General features: G+C 46.6%; 22 protein-coding genes. 8 read left to right on the plus strand and 14 right to left on the minus strand.

The window, feature by feature from the left end; all coding sequences use genetic code 11:
* Positions 1–302: 302 nt before the first annotated feature.
* Both trxA and DCC85_RS19125 read right to left on the minus strand, forming a co-directional pair.
* The gene (trxA, locus tag DCC85_RS19120; RefSeq protein ID WP_108466995.1) at positions 303–617 is read right to left on the minus strand and encodes a thioredoxin; all 315 of its coding nucleotides are present in this window, start codon (positions 615–617) and stop codon (positions 303–305) included.
* A gap of 34 nt (positions 618–651) precedes the next feature.
* Complete coding sequence (locus DCC85_RS19125) at positions 652–987, minus strand: thioredoxin family protein (RefSeq protein WP_108467968.1); 336 nt, start codon at positions 985–987, stop codon at positions 652–654.
* 374 nt (positions 988–1361) lie between these two features.
* On the opposite strand from DCC85_RS19125, the gene DCC85_RS19130 reads away from it, so the two are divergent.
* Both DCC85_RS19130 and DCC85_RS19135 read left to right on the plus strand, forming a co-directional pair.
* On the plus strand, positions 1362–2042 hold the full coding sequence (locus DCC85_RS19130; RefSeq protein ID WP_108466996.1) for a GntR family transcriptional regulator: 681 nt from the start codon (positions 1362–1364) through the stop codon (positions 2040–2042).
* 138 nt (positions 2043–2180) lie between these two features.
* Positions 2181–2474, plus strand: a complete 294-nt coding sequence (locus DCC85_RS19135) for a hypothetical protein (protein ID WP_159081930.1) — start codon at positions 2181–2183, stop codon at positions 2472–2474.
* A gap of 236 nt (positions 2475–2710) precedes the next feature.
* Here DCC85_RS19135 and DCC85_RS19140 read toward each other — a convergent pair whose 3' ends face one another.
* Positions 2711–3691 (minus strand): tRNA dihydrouridine synthase, encoded by a 981-nt coding sequence (locus DCC85_RS19140; RefSeq protein WP_108467969.1) that lies wholly within the window; start codon positions 3689–3691, stop codon positions 2711–2713.
* A 300-nt stretch (positions 3692–3991) separates the two neighbouring features.
* On the opposite strand from DCC85_RS19140, the gene DCC85_RS19145 reads away from it, so the two are divergent.
* The 6 genes from DCC85_RS19145 to hydG all read left to right on the plus strand — a co-directional run bounded on the left by DCC85_RS19145 (position 3992) and on the right by hydG (position 11697).
* Positions 3992–4906, plus strand: coding sequence for a class I SAM-dependent methyltransferase (locus DCC85_RS19145; protein ID WP_108466998.1), 915 nt, complete (start codon positions 3992–3994; stop codon positions 4904–4906).
* Positions 4907–5598: 692 nt separating this feature from the next.
* Complete coding sequence (locus DCC85_RS19155; RefSeq protein ID WP_108467000.1) at positions 5599–6066, plus strand: MarR family transcriptional regulator; 468 nt, start codon at positions 5599–5601, stop codon at positions 6064–6066.
* A gap of 162 nt (positions 6067–6228) precedes the next feature.
* Entirely contained in the window at positions 6229–7638 is a 1410-nt protein-coding gene (locus tag DCC85_RS19160) for an MDR family MFS transporter (protein WP_108467001.1), read from the plus strand.
* 520 nt (positions 7639–8158) lie between these two features.
* Positions 8159–8983 carry a formate dehydrogenase accessory sulfurtransferase FdhD gene (fdhD, locus tag DCC85_RS19165; protein WP_108467002.1) on the plus strand — a complete coding sequence of 275 codons (825 nt, stop codon included), beginning with the start codon at positions 8159–8161 and terminating at the stop codon, positions 8981–8983.
* Positions 8984–9104: 121 nt separating this feature from the next.
* Complete coding sequence (hydE, locus tag DCC85_RS19170; RefSeq protein ID WP_108467003.1) at positions 9105–10181, plus strand: [FeFe] hydrogenase H-cluster radical SAM maturase HydE; 1077 nt, start codon at positions 9105–9107, stop codon at positions 10179–10181.
* A gap of 100 nt (positions 10182–10281) precedes the next feature.
* On the plus strand, positions 10282–11697 hold the full coding sequence (hydG, locus tag DCC85_RS19175; RefSeq protein WP_442789501.1) for a [FeFe] hydrogenase H-cluster radical SAM maturase HydG: 1416 nt from the start codon (positions 10282–10284) through the stop codon (positions 11695–11697).
* 88 nt (positions 11698–11785) lie between these two features.
* Here hydG and hydF read toward each other — a convergent pair whose 3' ends face one another.
* The 11 genes from hydF to glmM form a co-directional block, all read right to left on the minus strand.
* On the minus strand, positions 11786–13045 hold the full coding sequence (gene hydF, locus DCC85_RS19180) for a [FeFe] hydrogenase H-cluster maturation GTPase HydF (protein ID WP_108467005.1): 1260 nt from the start codon (positions 13043–13045) through the stop codon (positions 11786–11788).
* A 30-nt stretch (positions 13046–13075) separates the two neighbouring features.
* Positions 13076–14482, minus strand: a complete 1407-nt coding sequence (locus DCC85_RS19185) for an aspartate ammonia-lyase (RefSeq protein ID WP_108467970.1) — start codon at positions 14480–14482, stop codon at positions 13076–13078.
* 21 nt (positions 14483–14503) lie between these two features.
* Positions 14504–15535 carry a GTP 3',8-cyclase MoaA gene (gene moaA / locus DCC85_RS19190; protein ID WP_108467006.1) on the minus strand — a complete coding sequence of 344 codons (1032 nt, stop codon included), beginning with the start codon at positions 15533–15535 and terminating at the stop codon, positions 14504–14506.
* Positions 15536–15571: 36 nt separating this feature from the next.
* Positions 15572–16156, minus strand: a complete 585-nt coding sequence (locus tag DCC85_RS19195) for a 4Fe-4S dicluster domain-containing protein (RefSeq protein ID WP_108467007.1) — start codon at positions 16154–16156, stop codon at positions 15572–15574.
* Positions 16153–17550, minus strand: a complete 1398-nt coding sequence (locus DCC85_RS19200) for a [FeFe] hydrogenase, group A (RefSeq protein ID WP_108467008.1) — start codon at positions 17548–17550, stop codon at positions 16153–16155. The genes DCC85_RS19195 and DCC85_RS19200 overlap by 4 nt, the downstream gene beginning before the upstream one ends.
* Before the next feature lie 32 nt (positions 17551–17582).
* A complete protein-coding gene (locus DCC85_RS19205; RefSeq protein WP_108467009.1) occupies positions 17583–18173 on the minus strand; it encodes a 4Fe-4S dicluster domain-containing protein in 591 nt (196 codons plus the stop codon).
* Positions 18170–20314: a formate dehydrogenase subunit alpha gene (gene fdhF / locus DCC85_RS19210; RefSeq protein ID WP_108467010.1), complete on the minus strand. Its 2145-nt coding sequence runs from the start codon at positions 20312–20314 to the stop codon at positions 18170–18172. Before fdhF ends, DCC85_RS19205 begins: the two co-directional genes overlap by 4 nt.
* 133 nt (positions 20315–20447) lie before the next feature.
* Positions 20448–20798: a Na-translocating system protein MpsC family protein gene (locus tag DCC85_RS19215; RefSeq protein ID WP_108467011.1), complete on the minus strand. Its 351-nt coding sequence runs from the start codon at positions 20796–20798 to the stop codon at positions 20448–20450.
* 258 nt (positions 20799–21056) lie between these two features.
* Complete coding sequence (locus DCC85_RS23760; RefSeq protein WP_108467012.1) at positions 21057–21230, minus strand: helix-turn-helix transcriptional regulator; 174 nt, start codon at positions 21228–21230, stop codon at positions 21057–21059.
* Between the two features lie 223 nt (positions 21231–21453).
* Entirely contained in the window at positions 21454–23286 is a 1833-nt protein-coding gene (gene glmS, locus DCC85_RS19225) for a glutamine--fructose-6-phosphate transaminase (isomerizing) (RefSeq protein WP_108467013.1), read from the minus strand.
* A gap of 613 nt (positions 23287–23899) precedes the next feature.
* The gene (glmM, locus tag DCC85_RS19230; protein ID WP_108467014.1) at positions 23900–25240 is read right to left on the minus strand and encodes a phosphoglucosamine mutase; all 1341 of its coding nucleotides are present in this window, start codon (positions 25238–25240) and stop codon (positions 23900–23902) included.
* Positions 25241–25257 lie beyond the last annotated feature (17 nt).

Here is a 25257-nt window from a genome sequence, read left to right on the forward strand (position 1 = left end):
CTAGATTTACTTAAGGATAATTATGTAAAAAACTCCGTTCTATGAGCATACTCCATTCCCTTGCAACCAGAGAAGGTGCTTAGGTCTGTACCCTCATATGGCGAAGGGACTATTTTACAATTAAAAAAACCTTGAAAGCCACGAGTCTGCATTTCAAGGTTTGAATTTTACACAGGATAAGTTATGAATCATAGTTTGTGTAGACTCAAAAGCCCAGTAGAATGAAGCAGTATAAACAAAAAGCCCGAACGCTTCGTCCGGACTTTCCCTTTCACTTATTACAGTTCCATCTTACTTCCCGCTTATTTATGCTTATTAATCATCTCTTGCAGCGCGCTTTTGGATTGGACGCCAACGGCACCATCGACGGGTTTGCCGTCTTTGAACAGAATTAGTGTCGGAATGCTCATGACTTTGAATGCCTGCGCAGTCTCTGGGTTTTCATCCACGTTGAGCTTAGCAATCGAAGCTGCGCCGCCCAGTTCCTGATCGAGCTCTTCCAATACAGGAGCGATCATGCGGCATGGTCCGCACCATGGAGCCCAGAAGTCCACCAGAGTCAGCCCGCTTTGAATGTCACTCGCAAAAGTTTGGTCATTAGTATGTGCAACTGCCATTTTACATTCCTCCCAGTTTTATTAATATAAATGGTTAACCGTTATAGATGTGATGCAGATGATCCAGCTTCTCTCGCAAATCCCCGAACCGTACAAAACGATCCTCCCGCAAATACTCCCTCTGCCCAATGATCAGCAGCATGATCGGCGCACTTAGAATCAGCAGCTTCTCCGCCACCTCCGGAACCTCACTAGCATCCACATGACCGAAATGGATTAGCGGGTAATCGGCAAGCAGCTCCCTTAGCTTCGGTAAAAGCGCGTGGCAAGTGCTGCAATCCGGACTGGATACGTATAAAAAACTCCATTCGTGCTGCTCAACAAATGCTTCAACTTCCCGGATTGATGTCAGTTTCAGTTCTTTTTTCATCGTTCCACCCCATTTTACGAAGCCTGCCCCAAACGCAACTGTCCGAATGCTAACCATCCCTCATAAGCCGACTCAGGCAGCTACTATTCGTAGGTTTCACTTAAGCTGTGGTCCGTGATTCAGGGTACGTGGTACGTAATTCTAATCGGTAAAGCATGATCGCGTAACACGATTCCTTAAATTTGTTTGTAGAGCATCTGTCATCATCCAGCAAATATAAACCAGTTAACTAGTTAAATAATCATTTATGTATATAGAGTAATCCTAAACCTTCACATTGTCAAGTTACGTGGGAAACTTGATTTTTGCTGCCTACTTCTTTAAGCTTTAGTTATCTAAATCAATAGACAATTAAGAAAGCGGGGCACTTAAGCATGAAAAACACAGGCTTGATTTTGAAAATTGATCCCCACTCTCCGCTGCCCATTCATATCCAGCTTAAAGAACAGATCAAATGGCTAATCGGCAAAGGTCACCTCGAACCTGGAGATACACTTCCCTCCACCAATCAGCTTGCTGAACAGCTGTCGATTAACCGGAACACCATTCAAAGCGTGTATGCCCAGTTAAAAGAAGAGGGTCTCCTTTTGATGCAAAAGGGACGGGGCACACAGGTCGCAGGTGAAGAACAAATCGCCCGTTTCCAAGCAAGAAACCCTCACTTTGCTTTTGTGGAGCAAATGATTAATGAAGCCCGCTCTTTACATTTATCCGTAGATGACCTGCTGTTATCGGGTTTTGCTTATGTCCAATTGTTTGATCAGCGGCCCAAAGGAAAGCAGCGCTATCTGTTCATTGAGTGTAAGGATGCTTCCTGCATGTTTTATTTAGATGAGATTAAGAAACTAAGCTATGCTGAAATTCAAACGATTGACGTCTCATCAAGCTCAGACGAGGCGCTGATTCGTGCGGTTGAAGAAGCTGATGTGATTGTCACAAGATCCGATCTGGCCGAGAGAATGAAGAAGATTGTAGACCATGCGCAGAAAACAGTGATTTCCGTAGGCTCGACTGAGGATATTTCACTGCTGCTTAATATGACTAGGCAGCCTTGACTTTAGGCATCCTGAAATACGGCTCCCGTCGGGAAGCGGAGGAATTTGTGCAGGAGCACCTGCACTTTAGTTTTTTTAGAGCAAGCGTGGGCCATTGAAGAAAGCATGGATAAATGAGACTAGCAGCGCATCCTCCTATTGGCTGAAGAGGAACTGCGGCAGGACAGCCCCCTCACGGGATGGGTTAGCCCATGGAAAAGGGCCGCATATGTGGCCTATAAGAAGCTGTTTTTGCCCAAACAGCAAGCCCTACTGGCGAAAGAACTTTTGCTGAATGGAGATTATACCTATTATGACGAGCTGGAGTCTCTGTATGAGGGCGGTAAAGAAACCTTTTACCGGAGCGTTCTTTCCGAACTAAGGGCAACCGGAGATTTTAGAATCCGTCAAGTGTACCTCAGACTGGTTGAGGATAAAAATCCATACGGCTGAATTATTGAACTCAAGACACAGTACAATCAGCGCCCCGCATTTCTGGACGAGCTGAGCAAGGCCGATTAACCTCCATATAGACGCATGATATTAGCCTAACCGGATGAAACATGCTTTAGCTTTGGCCTGATAAAGACAAAAAATAGACCGCTCCGACAAGGACACGGTCTATCTTCGCTGCGCTCTGGATGTTGTTAATATGCTCCGCTTTGGCCTCTAAATGAAGGCCCCTTCTACTACTCCCCCGCCTCAACAACATTCCTGCTTTCAAAATCATCGAGCAATGCACGCACTTCAGTCGTTGATTTTGTGTTCATTAAGGTATTTCTTAACTCGCTTGCCCCGCGAAATCCACGAACATAGATTTTGAAAAAGCGTGGAAGCGGCTTGTAGGAGCGCTGTTCCAAGGATGAATATTGATCATGAAGATCCAGATGCAGCCTTAAGAGATCCAGCAATTCCTTGCTGCTATGCTCTTTTGGCTCTTTCTCAAAGGCGAATGGGTTATTAAAAATACCACGCCCGATCATAACGCCATCAATTCTGTACTCATGAGCGAGCTTCAGCCCAGTTTGACGGTCAGGGATATCCCCGTTAATCGTTAGGAGCGTGCCTGGTGCCACCTCGTCACGGAGCTTCTTAATCTCCGGGATTAACTCCCAATGGGCAGGTACCTTGCTCATTTCCTCTCTTGTGCGCAGATGAATGGATAGGTTCGCAATGTCTTGTTCCAAAATGTGGGTTAGCCAACCCTGCCATTCGTCTACAGCCGTAAAACCAAGCCTTGTTTTTACGCTTACGGGAAGCCCGCCTGCTTTTGCGGCTTGGATTAAATCTGCTGCAAGTTCTGGACGACAGATCAGGCCGCTCCCCTTGCCATTCTCTGCAACATTAGGGACAGGGCAGCCCATATTGATATCGACCCCCTTGAACCCTTGCTCCGCCATGCCGATACTCATTTGCCGGAAATACTCCGGCTTATCTCCCCAGATATGTGCCACAATCGGTTGTTCATCATCTGTAAAAGCCAAACGCCCACGCACACTTTGGTGCCCCTCCGGGTGACAATAGCTCTCTGTATTCGTAAACTCTGTAAAAAACACATCCGGCCTGGCCGCAGCACTTACCACATGACGGAAAACAACATCCGTCACATCCTCCATGGGAGCCAGTACAAAAAAAGGCCGTGGCAATTCACGCCAAAAATTTTCAACCATATAAAAAATCCTTTCATTATGGATACCAGGACTTAATTTTATCCCAAAATTCAAAAGCAAAAGCACCATGCTTCTGCCTCTTTTACACTTATAGCATGCCCAAGCGCCTTTAGCAAAGACAGTAAATGACAAACTTATAAGCTATAGTTGACCATCAACAGAAATAAACAGAATTTGATTTAATTTATGTATTGACAAAATTTTATATTTGTGCTATAATTTACATCTATTCTATTCGTGTGTATAATAAGATTCTCCTGGCCAGGGGAATCTTTTTTTGTTATATCGGAGGGTTATTGTATGAAGAAGAATGAATCAAGTTTAACTTCCTTAATATCAGCCTTTGGTCGAGCATATCATAGCATATATGACACACCCAAAATTTTTGATGATTTTATTGCCAAAGATTTAATTTCCCAAAAAGAATTTGAAGATATTCGTGAAAACATGATTAAAGGAATTCAATTCTTTAATATTGAAATTGCTCAAAGATTTCATGATGCTCCAGAAGAAATATTAAAATGGATTACCCAAGTTCAGCTTTCTCCAACACCCTTAGCTCGTTCTGCGTATTGCGAAAAGGTATTATTTAATGAACTTAGGTTAGGAGTAAAACAATATGCCATACTTGGAGCTGGACTAGATACCTTTTGTTTCAGACACCCAGAATTGGAAGACAGCTTAAAAGTATTTGAAATTGATTACCCCTCCACTCAGGAATTTAAAAAACAAAGGTTAGCTCAGGCGAATCTTAAAATCCCAAGTCATCTACATTTTGTATCTATGGACTTCACCGATAAGTTCTCTTATCAAAATCTATTACAAGAAGGATTTGAAAACAAAAAAACGTTCTTTAGCCTTTTAGGGGTTTCATATTATTTAACCAAAGAGGACAATGCAAGACTGCTCAATGATCTATTTACCCAAGTTCCATCAGGAAGTTCTATTGTTTTTGATTATGCAGATGAGAAACTCTTTGAGGAGAAGGGAATATCTAACCGAGTTGAAAATATGGTGAAAATGGCATCAGCGAGCGGAGAACCTATGAAGTCATGTTTTACTTATGATGAAATCGAGAATATATTAGACAAGTCAGATTTACTGATATATGAACACTTATCTCCAACTATGATAAACGAGCGTTTCTTTAATCATCGGTCGGATTATTTGTCAGCATTTGAAACCATTCATTATATCCATGCTGTAAAAAAATAATATTCTATTTCGCTTACCGCTCAATCCAGATGGTTGAGCGGTTTTTAGTTAATCTATTTCGACATAGCATGTATGTCCCTATTTTAATATTAGACATCTTATTTTTTTGAAATGTAGCGCATCCGTAACCATGATAAAAGATATATAAAACACAAGAAAATCCAAAAGTAATTTTCAAATATAGGCTGTTGAATGATTATCGATAAAACAACATGGTAAACACAAGTGAATATAAAAAATGACAATAATAGCATGTTCGCTGTTTTGTATGACATAGATCTTAGTTTTAAATTCTTAGCAATCATGTAGAGAGTGATTAAAACTAATATTATTGAAATTAGTGGTCTGTACGTGTGGTTATTTGGAAGTAAGTCCTGCAAGGTTATTATGGCTGTAAGAAGAAGGAATAAAGCGATAATAAAGCTGTTGTTATTTTTCACATTTACCTCCTTGATAATATAAACAGATCCTTTATTTGTAATTATACATCTGTTTTTCGGAACGTCACCGGTTATATCTGTATTTATTTTACAAAGTAGTGAATTGGTCGATCTGTAAATTTTATATTACATTTTAGTTTAATTATTGGCCGGATTATCAGGCTATGTGCGCCAAAGCGAACTATTGTTGAAGCAGAAACAAAAAATCAATATAATTGTTGTAGTTTACCAAAGGGCGGAGGACAGACGGCCATGAACAAACAGGAACTGGTCATGATGGAATTCAGGGACTTATTTAACAAGATGGTTTGGCTTAATAAAAATAAGTTGGAAGACAGTCTTAAGGGCCATAAACCTTCAGAAGTTCATTGTATTGAATACATTGAAAGAAATGTAGATCCAAATGTAACAAAACTTGCGCAATCCCTATATATGACCAAAGGCGCCATAAGTAAACTAACGAAGAGGCTTATGGAGAAAGGCCTCATTGAATGCTACCAGAAGCCTGATAATAAGAAAGAAGTCTATTTTAGGCTCACTGAGCAAGGGAAGGAAATTTATAATATCCATGAAGATCTGCACCGAGAATTTCAAGAGCGGGATAAAGACATATTTGGACAGGTAACCGAGGAACAATTTGAAAGTATGCTTAGCTTCATGAAAAAGTATAGTCATCATCTGGATGCAGAAATAAAGAAACAGGGTCTAGAAATTAATTAAGCTGAAAAATTTGAATATTGAAAGTGAAACCACAGGCAGCCGTCTCTTTTCAGAGATAGCTGCTTTGCTTTTTTACGGACGTAATTTTGTTGACCAGGAAACTAAAATGATATATCATTTTGTTGACTAGGAAACAAAATAACTTTTTAAGAGGAGAATAAAATGGCAAAAAATAAAATGAAGAAAATAGGATTACCCAAAGAAGTCCTTATGGCGGCCTGGGCTATTGCACTTGGAGCTATAGCCCCTATGCTTGACTCCACGATGGTGAATACCGCCATCGACAAACTGACGAAGGACTTCAGCACAACATTGGATGTTATTCAATGGGCGATTACTGGTTATGTTTTAGCTCTTGCGGTTGCGGTTCCCATATCCGGCTGGCTTATGAACAAATTTAACGGCAAGAAAATTTTCGTTGGGGCCGTCATCGCTTTTGGTGTAATCTCTGTTTTAGTAGGAGTTAGCTGGGACATTTCCAGCTTCATCGTTTTCCGTTTGCTTCAAGGTTTTAGCGCTGGAGTAATTACCACGCTAATGTTCACGCTTTTAGTCAAAACAGCGGGTCAAGAAAATCTGGGCAGAGTGATGGCAATCGTCAGTACCCCAATGATCTTCGGTCCCATCTTAGGACCTGTTATTGGGGGGTTCATTGTTCAAGGGGCATCCTGGCGCTGGATTTTCTTTATAAACGTGTTCATCGTTTTGGTTTCTACCCCGTTTATGATGAAAAAGGTGCCCCATTTTGAACCGTTCAACAAAGATAGTAGACTCGATTTTTTTGGAATTATCGATTTGTCGCTAATGAGTGCGGCATTGATTTATGGAATTACGAAAGCCGCGGACCATGCTTCATTTAACAATAGCGAAACTATTATTTGGGTTGGCGTTGGCCTGTGTTTAGCCGTCATCTACTTCGTATATAATCTAGTAAGAAAAAATCAAACCGTGCTCCCATTGAATTTATTTGCACATAAGAGCTTCACAGCCTCCAGCATCGGGTTATTCTTGACAAATGCTGCTATCCTGGGACCTATGATAATTCTTCCTTTGTACTTCCAGAACTTTCGTCATTTCACGGCGACCGAAGCAGCGCTTGCGTTAATTCCTCAAGGGGTCGGGATGCTTGTGACCAGACCTTTGATAGGAAAAATGATTGACAAGATCGGTGCGAAATACGTGGTTATGGTTAGCTTAGTACTTGCACTTGTTGGGTCTGTTCCGCTTATCTTTATCACCGATAAAACAAGTATGATTTGGATCTCCATTATCTTGTTTATTCGTGGTGCCAGTGTTGGAGGAATCAGTCTTCCTTTGACAAGTGATGCATATACAGGACTTGACAGCAAACAACTTCCTGAAGCAGGTGTTGGGATTAATATTATAGAGAACTTGGGCTCAAGCTTTGGTTCAGCTGTTATCGCAACCGTTGTCGCAGCTGCCCTACAAGGATTGCAGCCAACCATTGCAAATAATTTAAAGGGTTATCAATCTGGATTTTTATTATCCGCTATTGCTCTAGCGGTAATCTTCATTCCAAGTCTCTTCCTTACAAATAAAAAGAATGCCTAGCAAAGAACCTGCGCTTGAACATTTGAGCGAAGCTAAAGACTTGAACGTGTGGTGTCACCAGTCCAAACCTTTTCGACAGATTGGCGGATTCATTGAACTAAACTGCCTTGTTAGCGTAATGAAGCACCCGCAAGTCTAAAGCTTTATGCTCTCAGTCTACAACTTTATTTTCCCTGCCCCACTTTCACTTAATGTTGCTTGAGAAATCCCAATCAAGTTTGAAAATTCATTCTAGTATATTCTGTTTGTTTTGCGGATAATTCTAAATTGATCTCCTAATTTTTGATACTCATAGTTTAATACATGCCCTTCCTTCTGCATTATCAGTAATATCAGAAGACCCATTTACCATAGCGTTCAACTCCTAAAATAGCTCCGATTCATGAAGAATGCAAAGGCCATATGTGAGATATTAAATTGACACTTTTTATAAAAAGTGATGTAGTAATAACGTGTTTTAAAATGGTATTATTTATCATTTAAAGGAAATGTTGAGATATTCAATTTCTAACAAAAAAGGATGATTGCTTTGAAACTCGCATCCGAGCGGCATGGGGAAATTATACGTTATCGCAGTGGACATATCACGATGGAAGAAGATCTTATCGTTACGGAGCATCCGATCACAATCAAAATAAACGGTGATGAATTCGTCACTCTGGTATGCACGCCTGAATATATCGAGGACATGGTAATCGGTTATTTGGCATCCGAAGGAATCATTAGAGGGTTCCAGGATATCAAGGCGATTTGGAGTCAGGAAGAAGAAGGTTTCGTCCACGTAACTATAGACCACTTAAGCCCATTACACCGTCAGCTGTTTGCCAAACGATATGTAACTTCCTGCTGCGGGTCTAGCCGGCATGGCTTCGTCTACATTAATGATGCCAGAACGGCCAAAATTGCGGACGGGGTACATGCATCACTTTCTTTCGACGATTGTTTCCGCTTAATGGAGGAAGTGCAAACCGGATCAGAGCTGTTCCACCGCACCGGTGGCGTCCATTCTGCTGCAATTTGCGATGCCGGCGGGGTGCTGCTGGCCCGCAGCGACATTGGTCGTCATAATGCACTGGACAAAATTTACGGCTACTGCCTGAAGCAAGATTTGGAACTCAATGACAAAATTATTGTTTTCAGCGGACGGATCTCTTCGGAAATCTTATTGAAAGTAGCCAAAATAGGCTGTGAAATGATTTTGTCCAAATCTGCCCCCACCGGACTAGCGCTTGAGCTGGCGGAACAGTTAGGAATCACCACCGTTGGTTTCATTCGTCAGAATTCATGTAATGTGTATACCCGTCCGGATCGAATCTCCGGCTGTCCCGCTTTCCCCCCTCCGTGAATCTCAAATTTCAAGCACAAAAGTCACTGTTCTCTATTTTTACTTTTGTTACAATTTTTTCTAGGTAATCGCAATTGTTATTTTTTGGTTATATGATTAATCCCCTCCAGGATAGGGAGTGATGTCAACGGAACAATTGCTAGATCGATTATATGAAGAAGAATCACTGGAAGCTCAAGAGATCATTGCTGTGCTGAGGAACCCGGACCAGAATCTAAAAAAGCGGCTTCATCATCTGGCCCATCTGAAAAGAATGGAATGTTATGGCGACCGTGTATTTTTGCGTGGGCTGATCGAATTCTCCAATATTTGCAAACAGAACTGCCTGTATTGCGGCATACGCTCCGGCAATAAGACAGTCCGCCGCTATCGGCTCCAACCTGAAGAAATCTTGGAATGCTGCCGGGAAGGATATGAGCTGGGTTATCGTACCTTTGTTCTACAGAGCGGAGAAGACGACTGGTACACCACTGAGAAGCTGGCCAAGCTCATTACACGCATTAAAACACTCTATCCGGATACCGCGGTAACACTGTCGATTGGTGAACGGGATGATGAGACTTACGCTACACTGCTCGCGGCCGGAGCTGACCGTTACTTGCTGCGCCATGAGACAGCCTCCCGTAAGCTGTACCAAGCCCTGCACCCGACCATGACCTTTGACAGTCGCCGGAATCGGTTGGAGGCTCTCAAGTCCCTCGGCTATCAGGTGGGTGCAGGGTTTATGGTTGGTTTACCCGGTCAAACGCCCGAGGATTTGGCTGAAGACCTGCTATATCTTAAGGCGCTAGAACCGGATATGATCGGCATTGGCCCTTTTTTGCCGCATCACGCCACACCCTTAAAGGACGAGCCGGCCGGAACAGTAATAAATACACTGGATATGATTGCTCTTGCCCGCCTCTTCGTGCCGAAAGCCCTAATCCCTGCTACAACAGCCATGGGAACCGCTCACCCGAACGGGCGGGAGCTGGCGTTGCAAGCAGGCGCCAATGTGGTCATGCCTAATCTCTCTCCTTTGAATGTACGAGCCCAATATACGCTCTATAATAACAAAATCTGTCTGGGCGACGAATCCGCCCAATGCAGATTCTGTCTGGAACAGCGGATTGAAGCTGCCGGATTCCATGTGGATATGGGCCGGGGAGATAGTCTGAATCATCTATCCCGCACTTCTGCACAGCACGTTCCATTGTAAGGAAGCCAGCGAATCAGCCTGTTGTCATCTCGCAACCGAGTTGGAAGAGTTCAAGTCTGCTTGTCAATCTAATAATAAACCCAGAAAGAAGTGGATGTTCGTGAGCAGAGTAAATGAAAGTCGTCCGGCGGATTTCATTCAGGACGAAGAGATCAAAGAAGCGCTGCGATTTGGAGAAAATGCGGGATCGGATCGGGCCAAGGTGTCAGCAATTCTTGAGAAAGCCCGACAATGTAAAGGACTGACCTCACAAGAAGCAGCTGTTCTCTTAAATGTGGAAGATCAGGAAACACTGAATGAGATTTATCAGGTATCCAGAGATATCAAGGAACGAATCTACGGCAACCGGATTGTATTGTTCGCACCACTCTATGTCAGCAACTACTGTGTCAATAATTGCGTGTACTGCGGTTACAAACATTCCAATTCTGAATTCACACGCAGCCGCTTAACCTCAGATGAAATTGCTCAGGAAGTTACCGTTCTGCAGTCTCTGGGACACAAACGGCTTGTGCTGGAAGCAGGTGAGGATCCCCGCAATTGTTCCATCGATTATATTCTCGACTGCATAAAGACCATTTACGATACGAAGCTGGACAATGGCAGTATCCGCCGGATCAATGTCAATATCGCTGCAACAACAATCGATGACTACATCAAGCTGGCTGAGGCGGGAATTGGAACTTATATTTTATTTCAGGAGACTTATCATAGACCTAGTTACAAGCAATACCATCCTCAAGGACCCAAAAGTGATTATGATTGGCATACGACCGCCATGGACAGGGCCATGAAAGCGGGTATCGAGGATGTTGGTATCGGTGTCCTGTATGGGCTCTATGATTATAAATATGAAACGATAGCCATGTTAAAACATGCCGAGCATCTGGAACAGGCCTATGGCTGCGGACCGCATACGATTTCCGTCCCCCGCCTGCGCGAAGCGGAGAATGTGAACCTGCACAATTACCCTTACTTGGTCAGCGATTCGGATTTCGCCAAAATCGTCGCCGTTCTGCGAATAGCCGTTCCCTATACAGGAATGATACTCTCTACACGCGAAGACGCTGAATTTCGTGATCAGATAATCAAACTGGGCATTTCCCAGATCAGCGCAGGCTCCGCCACGGGTGTTGGCGCATACAGTGTGAACAGAGATAAAGATGACAAACCGCAATTCATGGTAGGCGATCACCGCTCCCCTATGGAAATCATCAAAAGTCTCTGCCAGGACGGGTATGTGCCGAGTTACTGCACCGCCTGTTACCGGGAAGGCCGCACGGGAGACCGTTTCATGCAGCTGGCAAAATCCGGTCAAATCCATAATGTCTGTCAGCCGAACTCCCTGATGACGTTTCAGGAATACCTGCTGGATTACGCCGATGAGGAGATGCAGGCCATTGGAGAGCAGACGATTCATGACAATCTGGAGCGCATCCCCAAGGAATCGGTCAAAAAAGCGACCCTAAAGCAACTTCAGCGTATCCGTAACGGCGAACGAGATCTACGGTTTTAGGTCGCACCCAATGTACGCTGTCACAAAAAGGGGGTGTTCCAGCAGCCATTCAGATGGCTTTTGGAACACCCCCGCTTTAATATACGCATTAATGGTATACCCCCTCCTCCCAGGCTAGCATTGCAGACGGAAACATTTCGATGGCTCTTGGGAACACCCCCTGCACGTAGGCAATAAATACACCATAATTCACAATTGGAACACCCGCATGTTCCGCCTCTTCAAGCCTCCCCAGCATCGCCCTGCGGTTCAACATACATGCTCCGCAGTGAATGATCAGTGAATAACCCCCGAGTCCTGCGGGGAAATCGCTGCCTGCGGCATGTTCAATTTGAAGCTGCTTGCCTGTCAGTTCCCGCAGCCAGCGGGGAATCTTCACAGAAGCAATATCATCGGATTGCCGGTGATGCGTGCAGGCTTCCGCAATGAGTACCCGGTCTCCGTCCTGCAAACGACCAATAGCGCGAACCCCGCGTACAAGCTGAGGAAGATCCCCCTTATACCTGGCAAACAATATGGAAAAGGACGTGAGCGGGATATCCTTTGGGGTATCTGCCTGAACCTTAAGAAATGCCTGTGAATCCGTGATGACCACATTTGGCTTGCGTCCCAGCATCTTGAGCGTGTGTCCAAGCTCCTGTTCCTTGGTGACAACAGCAACTGCATCACATTCCATGATGTCGCGAATGGTCTGCTGCTGGGGCAGAATCAGTCTTCCTTTAGGTGCTGCCTTATCGATCGGCACTACCAGAACAGCCAAGTCTCCGGGATTCAGCAGGTCTCCCACTAGCCGGAACCGGTCTTCGTCCCTCGGCAGCTCCCGGACGATTGAAGCTTTTAGATCCTTGATCCCAGTATTCCTGAGAGCACTGAATAGCACTGGCTTCAAATGAAGCTGTTCTTCTACCTTTGCCGCCACTACAGTGGGTTCCTCACCGTCACCATGCTCTTCGAGCAAGTCTACTTTGTTCAAAAGTAGAATGACCGAAATCTTCTTGACAGACAGGTTCTGTAAAAGATTGTGCTCAAATTCACCTACTCCTTGGACAGCGTCTATCACCAGCAGCGCCAGATCGGTTTTGCTCAGAACCTGATTTGTTTTGCGAATCCGCTGTTCACCCAAACTTCCGCTATCATCCAATCCGGCGGTATCAATGAGCACTACCGGTCCCACCGGCAGCAGTTCCATCGGTTGATAAACCGGATCTGTCGTTGTCCCGCTTACCGGAGAAACAATGGACGTCTCCTGACCGGCTAAAGCGTTAATCACACTGGATTTGCCGGCATTACGCCTTCCAAAGACTGCAATGTGCATTCGTTCTCCACGCGGGGTATTATTTAAGCTCATAACATGCGCTCCTTCGTTATCCTAGAACCTTTATAAATCACTTGATCTTCCAGGGATGCCTGGTTTGGTAACCTGCAGCGGGTGCAGAATGGCATCGATCTGCTTTTTCGTCATCAGTCCTTGTTCCAGCAAAATCTCCTTTAACGGCCGGTCCGAGGCCGCCGCAGACTTAGCCAGTTCAGCTGCAGCGTCATAACCCAGATACGTCACCGCTGCGGCAGCCATGACGCCAGAGCGTTCCAAATGCTCCAGACAATGCGCAGTATCGACTTTCAACCCACGCACGCATCGCTCATGAAAGAGCCGTACAGCCTCAGTAAGAATTTCAAGAGATTCAAGCAGAGATTCTGCGATTAAAGGAGCAAAGGCATTCAGCTCCAGCTGTCCGCTGGCCGCCGCCAAAGTGACTGCTGTATCATTGGAGATCACCTTCATAGCGACTGACCCGGCCATCTCTGCGATGACCGGGTTCATTTTACCGGGCAGGATTGAAGAACCTACCTGCATGGGCGGCAGGATGTATTCTGCAATTCCGCCGGAGGGCCCGGAATTAAGCAGCCGGAAATCGCCAGATATCTTCAGCAAGTTCACCGCAGCAGCTTTGAGCAAACCTGAAACTTCCACAAATACATCCATATTCTGTGTGCCATCCATCGGAAAATCGCTGCGGCACAGCCCCATTCCGGATAGTTCCCGCAGCTCTTCTGCAATGGCATAAATATAAGCAAGGGGGGCATTCATTCCTGTGCCCACTGCCGTTCCTCCAAGGTTAATCTCCCGAAGCCGTTCCTCCGCCTTGTACAGCCTCCACCTGTCCCGTGCAACCGCTTTGGCATAAGCTCCAAAGCTTTGTCCGGCCATGATAGGCAGTGCGTCCATGAGTTCCGTCCGTCCTAACCTTAACACATCGGCGTATTCCCGCTCCTTCTCCTGCAATGCCTCCTGAAAAGAGGCAAACTCTTCACTAAGCGAGCGAAGCAGCGGAATCATCGCAATTCGCATGGCAGTGGGATACACGTCATTGGTAGATTGATAGAGATTCACATGATCTATCGGATGGACCAGCCGGTAATCCCCCTTATGTCCACCAAGTTTCTCGATGGCCAGATTGGCTATCACCTCGTTAACGTTCATGTTCGTACTCGTTCCCGCTCCGCCCTGATACGCATCCACAATAAAATGTTTATCCATCTGGCCTTGCAGAATTTCATCGCAAGCGGATAAAATACCCGACGCCACCTGCTCGGAAATATTCCCTTGCCTGCCATTTACTTTGGCTGCCGCTTTCTTCACCATTACAATGGCCCGCGTGATCCGCGGATTCACCGGCCGGCCGCTGACCGTAAAATTATCCCGCGCCCTTACCGCGTGAATTCCATAATAAGCCTCACTAGGAACCGTTTCACTCCCTAGAGCATCCGATTCCACCCGAAACATTGGATCGTCGTTCAATGTTTTTCACCCCCCAATTTGCGACATCAGGCGCATTGTGGCCTTCAAGGGTGGCTTGCTACCCGGTTGGTCCATCATTATATGCTGGCCAGGTTTGGCTTCCAAGGCGCGCAGAAACAATTGCTTCAGCAGCTCTGATTGAGCGATGTAAGGCCGGATATACAGCTCTTCGTTCCAGAAGAGGCACGGCTTAACGTGACCGTTTGCTGTAATACGCAGCCGGTTACATGAATTACAAAAATGCTGGCTGACCGGATGAATCAAGCCAAATTGCCCTGCCGCACCTTGGATGCGAAAATAATGGGCCGGGCCGGAATCTGCTGCTTTTTCAGTCGGCTCATCAGTTGTCCTACCCGAGTCTGGACCTGCTTCAAGACTAAAACCAGCCTTGACACAGCGCTCCAGTATTCCATCCAAAGGCATATATCCCGCTTCCCATCCGTTGATATCATGACCCATGGGCATATATTCAATAAAGCGGACGTGCAGCGGATATTTCTGAGTCAGCTGTAGAAAGGATTCAATTTCATCATCGTTTACACCTTTCATCAAGACCATATTCAGCTTCAGTATCTCGAAGCCAGCCTTAAAACCAGCTGCTAAAGCATGCAACACCTTGCTGACATCGCCGCCCCCAGTGATTCTGGAATAGCGTTCTGGAATTAGAGAATCCAGGCTGACGTTGAGATCTGTAAGCCCGGCATCACGCAGCTTCTGCACTTTGGGGGCGAGCAGCAGTCCATTCGTGGTCAGACCGACACGTTCGATCCCGGAGATGGCCCTTAACCTGGCAACCAGTTCTTCCAGGTTCGGACGAATCAACGGTTCTCCTCCGGTAAGACGCACCTTGGTTACCCCCATCTCAGCGAGTACCCTTACGATCCGTTCAATCTCGTCAAAGGTAAGCGGATTACCCTCCACAGCCTTTTCTACTCTGCCCGGATTGCAATACTGACAGCCCAAGTTGCAGCGCTCTGTAACGGAGATACGTACATAATTATGTAAACGTCCAAAGTGATCGACCAAGATATCGGACAAACGCTCCACCTTGCTTTCTGCGTTATAGTGACTGAATTAGAGATGCGGAAAACCGCCGAACTGCAGTAATGACTGCGCACTGGCCAGTCTTTTTCGGGAAATGGAATCCTCAATCTGGCTTGGTACGGTGAATTGGAGTGCATTGGTGGGGCATACCCGCACGCATTCCGGGCCATTTCCGCTACCTTCACACAAATCACATTTGTTCGCCACAATTCTCTCCTTGCGGCTCCATGAACCCGCTGTATTGGAACGAAGCCCGGATTGAAGTTGCTTTTGGCCACCTTTATGTGCCGGAACCATTGTAATCGCCCCATAAGGACATACCAGCATACAGGTCTTGCAACCAATACAGCTATCCTGATTGATGAAAATGCTGTCGTCTTTGTTCGTAATGGAGCCATTCGGGCACACATTGGCACAAGGAGCATCCTCGCAATGTCTGCACTGCACCGGTGCGGTAACTTCGCCGGTCTCGACGACTGTCAACCGGGGATAGAAGTCGGCCCCGCTCTCTTCTTGAAGAAACATATTATTCCCGGCATGGGCAACTACGCAGGCCACTTCACAAGTATGGCAGCCTATACATTTATCGGGATCGGCAATGACAAACCGGTTCATGACATCTCCTCCTTTAAACTTCTGTCAACAAATTTGGTATGCAGCAAATGATGTGAAGTATGGCCTAACGGTTCACCTAAGAAGTCCTTATACAATTTGATAATATCTGGATTCTCATGAGATTTGCGGACCTTCTGATGAGAGTCGTGGCGGTAAACGGCGCTCTTTCTGGCCTGATAAGCAATTTTCCGTTGCGTTTCCAACAGGAGCTTGGGCTGTCCGCCGCCGCTGACACAGCCTTCGGGACAAGCCATCACTTCAATGAAATGATACGGGCAGGTGCCCTCTGCAACTTTTGCCAAAACAGCATCCACATATTTCAGTCCTGCGACTACTGCCACTTTGAGCTCCAATTCGCCAATCTGAACTTCTGCCGTCCGGATGCCTTCCTCTCCCCTGACAAAATCCAATTGCAGATTGGGAATCTGCTCATGGGTGATCAGTTCATACCCCGTTCGTATCGCAGCTTCCATCACACCGCCTGTGACGCCGAAGATTGAGCCTGCTCCTGAGTATTTGCCCAGCGGTGAATCAAACGGCTCGTCGGGAAGATGAATGAAATCGATGCCTTGATCCTTGATTAAGCTGGCCAGTTCCCTTGTAGTAATAACTACATCCACTTCACGGCAACCGTTCACACTCATTTCTTCTCTGCTGCATTCAAATTTTTTACAAGTACAGGGCATAACGGCGACGCTGAAAATATCCGAAGGTGCAATTCCATCCAGCTCCGCTCCGTAGGTCTTGAACAAAGCTCCAGCCATTTGCATCGGGGACTTGCAGCTGGACAAATGCTCCAGCAGCTCCGGTGCTACCGTCTCCGCATGCTTCACCCAGGCCGGGCAGCAGGAGGTGAACATTGGCAGCCGCTCTCCTGACATCACTCTGCCAATCAGCTCTGAGCCCTCTTCCATAATCGTCACGTCCGCAGCAAAATTTGTATCATAAATCCGGTCAAACTTAAGCCGTCTCAGCGCCGCCGCCATTTTCCCCGGGGTTAAAGTGCCGAAGGGCAGCCCAAACTCCTCCGCCAGAGATACTCGGATCGCAGGGGCACACTGCACCACCTTGAACCGTTTCGGATCAGCCAGAACAGCTTTTACCTTTTGAATATCCCCTGACGAATAAGCAGCGAACAAAGGCTCACGTACGTTGGGGAGCTGCCCTCTTTCCTGTAACTTTACCGCTCGTAAGGCTGTCGTCGACTCGTTGTCCGCAGCATAAGCGGTACAAATCTGCACACACTGTCCACAAACGACGCAGCGATGAGCATCAATAGTCTGCGGGTGGCCCGGTTCGCCGATAATGGCATCCACAGGACATACAGCCGCACAACGTCTGCAGCCGGTACATAATTGTTCGTCAATATGAATGATTGGATCCTTATACGACATAGCGCAACCTTCTTTTCTGAATTGAAGTGGTATTACAGTCGCATAGCTGCTGCTGTCCGTGACCTGGATACACTGGTATCCGGATGAACCAGTGACAGTGCCTCTACCGGACAGACCTCTACACAAGCCGGAACGTTTCCCATAGCTCCGTCCTTATGGTCCCTGGTCCGGCATAAATCACATTTATAGGCGATCACTTTGGCGCTACGTACCATCGCGCTATGCTGCCGCTCCTTCAGTTGAATCTGAGGGACTACCTTGCCGTTGCTGTACGCTTTATACAGACTGATGGCACCAAACGGACAGGCCATGGCACAGCCTTTGCAGCCTATGCAGCTCTCTTCATGAATAACTATTGTCCCCTCCTCCCGCCGGATCGCCTGAACCGGACAGGCTTCCGCACAAGGCGCATTCTCGCATTGACGGCATTGAACCGGCAGTGTGAAGCTCTCTGTTCGAATGACATGCAGGCGGGGAATAACCGGTACCGTAACAGTGCCCACAGCCGCCACAACCCCATTGTGATCGTTATGAACTGCGAAACATGCCAGTTCACACGCCTTGCAGCCTATGCATTTGCCCGCTTCGGCAATGACAAACGGACTCGGCTGTACATTATTCATACCGGTCTCGCCTCCACATGCATCTGCGCTCTGAGCGCCTCATATTCCTGCTGAACCTGTTGTTCCGCGCGCAGTTGATCTGCAATTTTCTCGATGCGGATCGCACAATACTTGTATTCCGGAGTTTTGGAGACCGGATCCAGATAATCACCCGTCAGCTCATTGCAGGCCCCAATCCAGAAATGGTAGGTCATATAGGTGGCTCCGGTTTTGACACGGTTGCTGATCTGTGCCCGGGCTAACACTCTGCCTCGGCGGGATACAACATGTACAAGCTGGCCGTCTTCAATCCCTAAGCTTGATCCGTCCTCCTGACTCATCTGGATGAAACCAGGCTCATCCGAAAGTTGACTAAGAGCACGGCAGTTGCCGGTCATCGTCCTAACCGAATAATGCCCTACCTCACGCACTGTGGACAAGGACAACGGATATTCCTGATCCGGCTGCTCCAGCGGTGCCCTCCATTCACAGGCAAACAGCTGTCCTTTGCCGCTGGAAGTGGTAAACCGGTTCCCCTCATATAAATACGGTGTGCCCGGATGATCTTCTGACGGACAAGGCCACTGAACACTGCCCTGTTCTTCCATCTTCCGATAACTGGCTCCGGCAAACAACGGGGAGAGCCCCCTCATTTCATCCCATATTTCTTCCGTGTTCCGGTAGGACATCGGATAGCCCATCGCCGTGGCAAGCTCGCTGATAATTTGCCAATCGGGCTTTACTTCACCGGGAGGCTCGATGGCCTTTCTGATCCGCTGGAATCCACGATCAGCTGAGGAGTAGACCCCGTCATGCTCACCCCAGGAGGTGGCTGGCAAAATCACATCGGCATGCAGGGCCGTCTTGTTCATGAAGATGTCCTGGACAATTACAAATTCTAATTTATCCAGTGTCTCTCTCACTTCTGAAGCATTCGGATCGCTCTGCACCGGATCTTCGCCAAAAATATAATAAGCTTTCACCTTGTCTTCCTTTAGAACGAGATGAGGAATCTCGGTAATCCGATACCCGACTTTGCGAGGTAGAGCCACTCCCCAGGCCTTTTCAAATTTTTTACGGACCTTGTCATCCGTAACAGACTGGTACCCCGGATAGACATTTGGCAATGCCCCCATATCGCAGGAACCCTGTACATTATTTTGGCCGCGGACCGGACCAATCCCGACGCCAGGTCTGCCTAAGTTACCGGTCAGAAGCGCCAGTGAAGCCAGACCCTTTACAACGTCCACGGCTTGGGCAAATTGACATACCCCCATACCGTACAAGATCATCGCCTTGTTCGCACTCGCATATTGCCTTATTACTTTGCGGATTTCAGCCGCTTGCACACCTGTAATGCTCTCCGCATATTCAGGTGTATATTTCTGTACAGTGGCTTTATATTCCGCAAAACCTTCCACATATTTCTCAACATACTGCTTGTCGTATAACTCCTCAGCAATTAACACATGACCAAAGGCATTAACAATCGCCATGTTCGTGCCGCCTTTGAGGGGCAGCCAAGTATCTGCAATGCGGGCCGACTCCGTCTTGCGGGGATCGATTACGATGATCGTTGCGCCCTTCTGTTTCGCACGCACAATTCTTCTCGCCACAATGGGATGGGTAACCGCTGCATTGTATCCAAAAATAAACAACAGATCCGTGTCCTCAATTTCAGGAATTGAATTGGACATTGCGCCATCCCCTAGCGAATAGGTAAGCCCAGCTACGGACGGCCCGTGACATACCCTAGCGCAATGGTCAACATTATTGGTTCCGATAACAGCGCGCATAAATTTTTGCATGACATAATTGGCTTCATTTCCCGGGCCACGGGCTGAACCGGTTCCCATGATTGCATCCGGTCCATACTTTTCCTTGATTGCTGTTAGTTTTTCGGCTGTATACTGAATGGCTTCTTCCCAGGATACCTCTGTCAGTGTCCCTGATTTACGAATCATCGGCTTGCGGATACGGGCGGTAAGAATCTGCGGATCATTCAGGAAATCCCATCCATAATGACCCTTAAGGCACAGATTCCCTTCGTTCGTTCTTCCATCCGCTGGTTCAGCGCCTACAATTTTCCCCTCTTCAACAATTAAATTCATCTGACAACCACTTCCGCAATAAGGACATACAGTCAGCACTTTATTCTCCATAGTTCCTCACCTCTCCTTGTGATTTTTTGCACAATTATAGCAACAAAAAAATAAGCCAATACAAGGTATAATCAGAAATACACAATGTACTGGCTTATTAAAAAGCTAAGGAGCAAAAGTCCATTCTCTCTAATCAAACCGATTTATTCAATTGAATAATAATTGCCCTATCCCCTGGATTCAGGTCTTCGATCTTCCAGGTATATGTAAAGGGGCTGCCAAGCGTTTCTACGATTTCTGCCATAAACTCTCTCTCCAAATAAGGCTTCAGCACCTTCCAATATTCTGTAACTAAATGTACCGCACCTTCTTTGAGCAGAATTTCAGATAAACTGGAGAGAATTCCACGAATCTCTATAATGATTAAGGAGTCATCCTCCATGCTAACCTTTACATTCTCCGGACCTTTGCCGCGATAATGCTTCACAATCTTAACGGCAAGTCTTCGCACCTTCTCCTGGCATTCAAAAACAGTCTCAGACATCACTACATCCCAGCCTCAACACCCCTATTTTGGTAAATTATTTAATTAATTACATGTTAAACCTCCCCAATGAAGATTGTCAAACCACAAAAAAGGTCAAATCCTTTCATTTCAACGTGATTTCATCCACTTCTTCCATGATATCCATAAATTCCTAAAACGCTTGTTCAATCCAACGATATTTAAAAAAGAGCAGCAAAGGTCTAAATTCCGCTTTTCCTGCCGGATTCAGGCCTTTACTGCTCTTTGCTAGCTACGTTATCTAAGTTGTGTACGAATAGGTATTAATGTCTCTGCAGATGGGTTACTATTTCCCAGTTCAATCTCGCTCAGGTTCCGATGAGAAATTCCTATGCTTTTTGCAAATTGAACTTGGTTTGAATTGTTTTCTTTATGGATACATTTTATTTTATGGCCAATGTCATTCAACATTTTCACCACTAATTATAAAGTATGTATAATGTTTTTTTAGCATTTAAAAGGGAGCCACGAATCAAACGCTCGGGCTCCCTTGTAGATGCTGAAAATCATTCATCTTGCATTTCGGTTCACGACTTTTTTTACTGGTTCACAACATTTTTTATTGGTTCACGACATCTTTTACTGGTTCACGACTTTTTTATCATCTAACATTAAGACCTCTAAAATCTACCTCTTACTCCACCGTTACACTCTTCGCCAGGTTACGTGGTTTATCCACATCATGACCCAGTGCCAGAGAAGCATAGTAAGCGAGTAGTTGAAGTGGCACTACAGAGATTGCTGGAGCGAGCATAGGCAGTGTCTTAGGAATAGCAAAGGCTTGATCCACGGATTTGAGCATATCAGCTACATGCTCTTCATAGGTGAGTGCCATCACATCCCCACCGCGTGCCTTCACTTCCTTGATGTTGCTGACTGTCTTCTCCATTACTGCTTCCTGGGTTACCAGGGCAATAACCGGAACGCCTTCTTCAATCAAGGCCAATGTTCCGTGCTTCAACTCACCCGCAGCATAAGCTTCAGAGTGAATATAGGAGATTTCCTTCAGCTTCAATGAGCCCTCTTGAGCCACTGCATAGTCCAGGCCACGTCCAATGAAGAACAGGTTTGGATGCTTGGAAATTTGCTCTGCATAAGCCTTGATGGAGTCCGTATTCGCCAGCATGCTCTCAACCTGCTCAGGCAAGGCCTGCATAGCAGCAATGATATGAGCGATTTCCGCCTCGCTCTGCGTTCCACGTACCTCAGCAAGGTACAAGGCGAACAGATAGAAAGCGATCAGCTGGGAAGTATAAGCTTTAGTTGAAGCTACGGCAATTTCCGGTCCAGCCAGCGTAGCAATCACATCATTCGCATCACGGGCAATCGAGCTGCCCACCACGTTAGTGATAGCCAGTACATGTGCACCGTTAGCTTGTGCCTCACGCAGTGCTGCAAGCGTATCTGCAGTCTCACCGGATTGGCTGACAACGATCACCAGCGTCTCAGGTGTAATCAGCGGAGAACGGTAGCGATACTCGGATGCCACATCAAAGGCTACCGGAATACGCACCAGCTGTTCGATAACGGAACCGCCGACCAATCCAGCATGATAAGCCGTACCGCAAGCTACGACATGAATATTGCGGATGTTACGAATTTGCTCCGGTGTCAGCTTGAGCTCGGGCATAATCACCTTACGGCCAGTTTCATCAATGCGTCCGCGCATGGTGTCACGGTATGCCTTTGGTTGCTCATGAATTTCTTTAAGCATAAAGTGATCGAAGCCGCCCTTTTCTGCAGTCACTTCGTCCCAATCGACATTAATCATTTCCCGAGAAATAAAGTTCCCCTCGATTGTCATCAATTCGACAGAATCCGGAGTAAGCACTGCCATTTCCCCGTCGTTCAAGATGTACACTTTACGAGTGTAGTTCAACAATGCAGGAATGTCGGAGCCGATGAAGTTCTCTCCTTCTCCGATCCCGATGATCAGTGGGCTTGCCTGACGTACAGCTACCAGCTTGTTAGGCTCATACTCTGTCAGTACGCCAAGTGCAAAAGCACCGCGCATATGGCTAATCGCCTTCTGAACGGCTTTTACAATATCACCGTCATACTCGCGAGCTACCAGATGAGAAATAACCTCAGTGTCTGTCTCGGATACGAAAGTGTATCCTTGTGAGATCAGCTCGTCCTTCAACTCCAGATAGTTCTCTACAATCCCGTTATGAACTACAGAGAATTTCTGAGTACGATCTGTATGAGGGTGGGAGTTCACATCCGAAGGCTTACCGTGCGTTGCCCAGCGGGTATGTCCAATACCAGCAGAGCCAACCAGCGGAGCCGATTCCAGCTTGGACTCCAAATTAGCCAGACGTCCAATCGACTTGGTAATCTTCAAGCCCTCAGGTGTATAAACAGCGATACCCGCAGAATCGTAACCACGGTACTCCAGCTTCTTCAAGCCCTCAATCAACACAGACTGCGTATCTCTTTTACCAATATATCCAACAATACCACACATATTATAAAATCCTCCGTTCGTTCTTCTCGTATTTTTTAGGATGCGAGGAACCAAACAGAAGACCCGCGCAGCAAGTCGACATCAATAAGTCCTTATGCAATTATCAAGGATTCCATGAATGTACGTCTGCTATCTGCCCATGATCTTCCGTTCTTCCCCGTACACTCATTTTCACATTTAGCATCCTAACGAATAGTTTGTGGGAAAGGTCGCCCCTTCCTTTTGCTATTCGAATTACGGTCGGATGAATCTACCGGGAGGCCCCCGCCGAACAACTCGAACACCTCCACCTCGTCAGCTTCCCCTCCGCCGATTAGGAATCCAGCCACTGTGGCTGCCCCATAAGGGTGCCATTAGCTGATCTCCATACTCGCGCGACCCAGGCGGAAGCTCTGGCGCTTATCAATCTAGGTAAACCTCACTAACCTCACTTTCCATGTTCGAATATGATTAATTATATGCATCCTGCAGTGGTTTTGCAATCATTGATGCGCCTTTTCTGAAAAAACAAGACTTTCCAGCTAGTCTAACAAACAAAATAAGCCGCCAGAAACAGACAAATTTCCAGCGGCTGTGACTCTCGTCCCTTTAAAGGACTAAAATATATATCTACTTACACTAGTTCGCGTTCTACTACACCAGCAATATCTGCTACATAGCGTTCAAGCTCCGCCTTATCTGGGCCCTCGGCCATAACGCGGATCAGCGACTCGGTCCCCGATGGACGAACCAGCACCCGGCCATTATCCCCCAAGGTCTTCTCTACAGAGGCAATCGCTTCAGCGATCGCAGTATTGCCGTTATATTTGCTCTTATCCTGCACACGAACATTGACAAGGACCTGCGGATATTGAACCATCAGCTGCTTCAGCTCACTGAGTTTCTTGTCAGCCTTCCGGAGGGTATCCACCAATTGAATCGCCGTCAGAATTCCGTCACCTGTCGTATTATAATCCAGGAAGATCACATGCCCGGACTGCTCACCTCCAAGGTTATAGCCTCCCTTCCGCATCTCAGCCATCACATAGCGGTCGCCAACGGCTGTCTTGGCGGTGTTAAGACCAAGCTGCTCAGTTGCCTTATAAAAGCCGATATTACTCATGACCGTAGTTACAATCGTGCTCTCCTTCAATTTTCCAGCGCGATTCATCGCTTCTCCGCAGATGCACAGAATATGGTCACCGTCCACCTCTTGGCCTAATTCATCAATCGCAATCAGACGATCTGCATCACCATCGAAGGCGAGACCCAGATCCGCCCCATGGCGGACGACCTCTTCCTTCAGCTTCTCGGGATGTGTAGAGCCGCAATGATCATTGATATTGAGCCCGTTAGGCTCAGCAGCCAAAGTGATGACATCAGCGCCTAGCTCTCTAAACAGCTTTGGAGCAAGCTCAAAGGCAGCCCCGTTCGCACAATCCAATACGATTTTGAGGCCAGCAAAAGAAGACGTAATCGTTGATTTCAGATGCTCCAGGTACTTCAGCTTGGAATGCTCGTCAACCTCCACGCTACCCAAATCTCCTCCTACAGGGCGAGGAAGCTCATCCACTTCTTTATCCAGCAGCTCTTCAATTTGAAGCTCGGTTTCATCCGATAGTTTAAACCCATCACTGCCAAAGAACTTAATTCCATTATCCTCCACAGGATTATGGGAAGCAGAGATCATAACCCCCGCATCCGCTCCCAAAATACGCGTTAAATAAGCAACAGCTGGTGTAGAGACTACCCCCAGACGTACAACGTTAGCCCCGATGGACAAGAGACCTGCCACCAGTGCAGATTCAAGCATCAAACCGGAGATCCGGGTGTCCATGCCAATCACCACTTTAGGCTTGGACGCCTGTCCTGTTAATACGTACCCGCCTGCACGTCCAATACGGTACGCAAGCTCTGCGGTCAGCTCCTTATTCGCTACTCCGCGTACACCGTCCGTTCCAAAATATTTCCCCATGGTTTCACTCCTCTTAA

It is taken from the genome of Paenibacillus sp. CAA11, assembly GCF_003060825.1.
GTDB lineage: Bacteria > Bacillota > Bacilli > Paenibacillales > Paenibacillaceae > Fontibacillus.

Excerpts from the sequence above, each read along its gene's own strand:
- DCC85_RS19185 (WP_108467970.1), bottom strand. The coding sequence starts at position 14,482 with ATGTTTCGGGTGGAATCGGATGCTCTAGGGAGTGAAACGGTTCCTAGT.
- trxA (WP_108466995.1), bottom strand. The coding sequence starts at position 617 with ATGGCAGTTGCACATACTAATGACCAAACTTTTGCGAGTGACATTCAA.
- DCC85_RS19215 (WP_108467011.1), bottom strand. The coding sequence starts at position 20,798 with ATGTCTGAGACTGTTTTTGAATGCCAGGAGAAGGTGCGAAGACTTGCC.
- DCC85_RS19160 (WP_108467001.1), top strand. The coding sequence starts at position 6,229 with ATGGCAAAAAATAAAATGAAGAAAATAGGATTACCCAAAGAAGTCCTT.
- glmM (WP_108467014.1), bottom strand. The coding sequence starts at position 25,240 with ATGGGGAAATATTTTGGAACGGACGGTGTACGCGGAGTAGCGAATAAG.
- DCC85_RS19130 (WP_108466996.1), top strand. The coding sequence starts at position 1,362 with ATGAAAAACACAGGCTTGATTTTGAAAATTGATCCCCACTCTCCGCTG.
- hydE (WP_108467003.1), top strand. The coding sequence starts at position 9,105 with ATGTCAACGGAACAATTGCTAGATCGATTATATGAAGAAGAATCACTG.
- DCC85_RS19145 (WP_108466998.1), top strand. The coding sequence starts at position 3,992 with ATGAAGAAGAATGAATCAAGTTTAACTTCCTTAATATCAGCCTTTGGT.
- DCC85_RS23760 (WP_108467012.1), bottom strand. The coding sequence starts at position 21,230 with ATGTTGAATGACATTGGCCATAAAATAAAATGTATCCATAAAGAAAAC.
- glmS (WP_108467013.1), bottom strand. The coding sequence starts at position 23,286 with ATGTGTGGTATTGTTGGATATATTGGTAAAAGAGATACGCAGTCTGTG.
- DCC85_RS19125 (WP_108467968.1), bottom strand. The coding sequence starts at position 987 with ATGAAAAAAGAACTGAAACTGACATCAATCCGGGAAGTTGAAGCATTT.
- DCC85_RS19140 (WP_108467969.1), bottom strand. The coding sequence starts at position 3,691 with ATGGTTGAAAATTTTTGGCGTGAATTGCCACGGCCTTTTTTTGTACTG.
- fdhD (WP_108467002.1), top strand. The coding sequence starts at position 8,159 with ATGATTGCTTTGAAACTCGCATCCGAGCGGCATGGGGAAATTATACGT.
- DCC85_RS19205 (WP_108467009.1), bottom strand. The coding sequence starts at position 18,173 with ATGAATAATGTACAGCCGAGTCCGTTTGTCATTGCCGAAGCGGGCAAA.
- DCC85_RS19200 (WP_108467008.1), bottom strand. The coding sequence starts at position 17,550 with ATGTCGTATAAGGATCCAATCATTCATATTGACGAACAATTATGTACC.
- DCC85_RS19195 (WP_108467007.1), bottom strand. The coding sequence starts at position 16,156 with ATGAACCGGTTTGTCATTGCCGATCCCGATAAATGTATAGGCTGCCAT.
- hydF (WP_108467005.1), bottom strand. The coding sequence starts at position 13,045 with ATGAGCTTAAATAATACCCCGCGTGGAGAACGAATGCACATTGCAGTC.
- DCC85_RS19155 (WP_108467000.1), top strand. The coding sequence starts at position 5,599 with ATGAACAAACAGGAACTGGTCATGATGGAATTCAGGGACTTATTTAAC.
- fdhF (WP_108467010.1), bottom strand. The coding sequence starts at position 20,314 with ATGGAGAATAAAGTGCTGACTGTATGTCCTTATTGCGGAAGTGGTTGT.